At 67.7% G+C, this 3,060-nt stretch carries 3 protein-coding genes; all 3 read right to left on the reverse strand.

Translation table 11 applies throughout. The features are described from left to right. Positions 1-1,459: glyoxylate carboligase (gene gcl / locus LQV45_RS23115; RefSeq protein WP_230008998.1), on the reverse strand; the 1,459-nt coding region annotated here is incomplete at its 3' end. 160 nt (positions 1,460-1,619) lie between these two features. Next, positions 1,620-2,531, reverse strand: a complete 912-nt coding sequence (locus LQV45_RS23120) for a 2-hydroxy-3-oxopropionate reductase (RefSeq protein WP_290370298.1) — start codon at positions 2,529-2,531, stop codon at positions 1,620-1,622. A gap of 94 nt (positions 2,532-2,625) precedes the next feature. Continuing rightward, positions 2,626-3,060, reverse strand: a 435-nt coding sequence (locus LQV45_RS23125; RefSeq protein WP_230009000.1) for a TIM barrel protein, incomplete at its 5' end; no start/stop codon positions are given.

Raw genomic sequence — 3,060 nt, forward strand, 5'->3', positions numbered from 1 at the left:
TGAAGCCGCGCTGGGACTGCCGGATCAGGCCGAGGTAGGAGTTGTTGACCACAACGTGGATGTACGGCAGGTTGAATTGCGCGCCCACGGCCAGTTCCTCGATCATGAACTGGAAGTCGTAGTCGCCGGAGAGGGCAACCACGGTCTGGTCCGGCTTGCCCCGGACCACGCCCAGCGCGGCGGGGGCGGTCCAGCCCAGCGGGCCTGCCTGTCCGGCGTTGATCCATTTGCGCGGGCCGAACACGTGCAGCATCTGGGCGCCGGCGATCTGCGACAGTCCGATGGTGGACACGTACGTGGTGTCCTTGCCGAATGCTTTGTTCATTTCCTCGTACACGCGCTGCGGCTTGATCGGCACGTTGTCGAAGTGGGTCTTGCGGTGCAGTGTGGCTTTGCGCCCGGAACATTCGTCAACCCAGGCGGTGTAGTCCGGCAGGGACCCGGCGTCCCGGCGTTCCCGGGCCAGCTCCAGCAGCCCATCCAGGGCGGCGCCGGCGTCGGAGGCGATGCCGAAGTCCGGGGAGAACACGCGGCCGATCTGGGTCGGCTCGATGTCGATGTGCACGAACGTGCGGCCGGCGGTGTAGGTGTCCAGGCCGCCGGTGTGGCGGTTGGCCCAGCGGTTGCCGATGCCGATCACGGAGTCGCTGCGCAGGAAGTTCTCGTTGCCGTACCGGTGGCTGGTCTGCAGGCCCACCATGCCGGCCATGAGTTCGTGGTCATCCGGGATCGCGCCCCAGCCCATCAGGGTGGGGATCACGGGGACGCCCAGCAGCTCGGCCAGTTCCACGAGCTGGGCCGAGGCTCCGGCATTGATGATGCCGCCGCCGGCCACGATGAGCGGGCGCTCGCCTGCGGTGAGCATGTCGAGTGCCTTTTCCAGTTGCTTCCGGCTGGCCCTGGGCTTCTCCACGGGCAGGGGCTCATAGGTGTCGATATCGAATTCGATCTCGGCCATCTGCACGTCGATCGGCAGGTCCAGCAGGACCGGGCCCGGCCGGCCTGAGCGCATGAGCTGGAAAGCTTTCTGGAAGGCTCCGGGAACCTGGCCGGGTTCAAGGATGGTCATGGCCAACTTGGTGACCGGCTTGGCGATGGACTCGATGTCCACGGCCTGGAAGTCCTCCTTGTGCAGCTTGGCCACGGGTGCCTGGCCGGTGATGCAGAGCATCGGGATGGAATCGGCCCACGCCGCGTACAGGCCGGTGATCATGTCCGTGCCCGCGGGGCCCGAGGTGCCGATGCAGATGCCGATGTTGCCGTCCTTGGCCCGGCTGTAGCCGTCGGCCATGTGGCTGGCGCCTTCAACGTGGCGGGCCAGGGTGTGGCGGATGCCGCCGTGGGCCCTCATGGCCGAATAGAACGGGTTGATCGCCGCGCCTGGCAGGCCGAACGCCTCGGTGGCGCCCTCCTTTTCCAGGATGGCGACGGCTGCGTCTACAGTGCGCATCTTCGTCATGGTGTGCTCCTTGAAAGTCTGTTTTTGGGTGTGCTGAAGGGAAGCCCGGCGAATCGTCGCGGGCACCTCTTGTTGGGGGGAGGGCGGGCCGCCGTCGTAAATCTCGACGCCGGCCGGTGCGTTCGTGTCGAAGTGCCCCTTGACGGGGCGGCAGCGCCGCTTAGTTGCGGCCGCTGAGCTTCAGGACCTGCTTGAAAAGGCCCGAGTGGTCCAGTCCGCCGTCGCCCTGGTTGACGGTGGCGGCGACGAGCTGCGCGACGATGGCGCCGAGGGGGACGGCGACATTGGCCTCGCGGGCCGCGGAGGTGACGATGCCGAGGTCCTTGTGGTGCAGGGCCAGGCGGAAACCGGGGTCGAAGTTGCGGTCCAGCATTTTCTGGCCCTTCTGCTCCAGGACCTTGGAGCCGGCCAGGCCGCCGCCGAGGACCTTGAGGGCGGCGTCCGTGTCCACGCCGTAGGCCTCGAGGAAGGCGATCGCCTCGCCAAGGACTTCAATGTTGACGGCCACGATCAGCTGGTTGGCTGCCTTGACGGTCTGGCCGGCGCCGGAGGGCCCCACGTGGACGATGGTCTTGCCGACGGCGGCCAGGACATCCCGTGCCGCCTCGAAGTCGGCGGCGTCACCGCCCACCATGATGGAGAGCGCGGCGTCGATGGCGCCTTGTTCGCCGCCGGAGACCGGGGCGTCGAGGGGACGGATCCCGGCGGCCCGGGCGTCGTCGGCGAGGCGTTTGGCGACGTCGGGGCGGATGCTGCTGGCATCAACCCACAGGGCGCCCGGCTTGGCGTTGTCGAACACGCCGTCGGGACCGCTGACCACGCCTTCGACGTCGGGGGAGTCCGGCACCATGGTGATGACCACGTCGGCGTCCCTGACGGCCTCCGCGATGCTCGCGGCACCCTTGCCGCCTTCGGAGACGAGCTTGTCGGTCTTGTCCTGGCTGCGGTTGAAGCCCGTGACCGCGTGGCCGGCCTTGACGAGGTTGATGGCCATGGGCAGGCCCATGATACCGAGGCCGATGACTGCGATGTTGCTCATTGTGGTTCTCTTTCTGAAGTCTTTGTGTTCGATGTAGCGCGGGTGTGCTTCTTTGGAACGGCGGGCGGTGGGCCCACGCCCGCCGGGTTCCCTGGCCGAGCTTGCGAGGTTAGGGAGCGGGTGGGGATTACTGCGAGACGCGCTGGCGGATGGCCCAGCTGAATGCGGTCCCCGCGGGTTCCTTGTATTCGAGGCCGATGTAGCCCTCGTAGCCGAGTGCGCGGCTGCGGGCGATCCATTCGCCGAGGGGAAGCTGCCCGGTTCCGGGAGCCCCGCGGCCGGGGTTGTCGGCGATCTGGATGTGGCCGAAGTCCTTGGCGTGCTTTTCGATGACGGCGGCGACGTCGTCACCGTTCACGGCCAGGTGGTAGAAGTCCGCGAGGAGCTTGACGTTCCCGGCGCCGGATTCCTGCTTGACCCGGGCGATCACATCGAGGGCATCCTGTGCCTTGAGCAGGGGGTACCGGGGGGCGCCGCTGACGGGTTCCAGGAGGACCGTACCGCCGATGCGGGCCACGCCGGCAGCCGCCGTCGCGAGATTTTCGGCGCCAATGGCGTCCTG

The sequence above is a fragment of the Microbacterium sp. Bi128 genome (assembly GCF_918698205.1).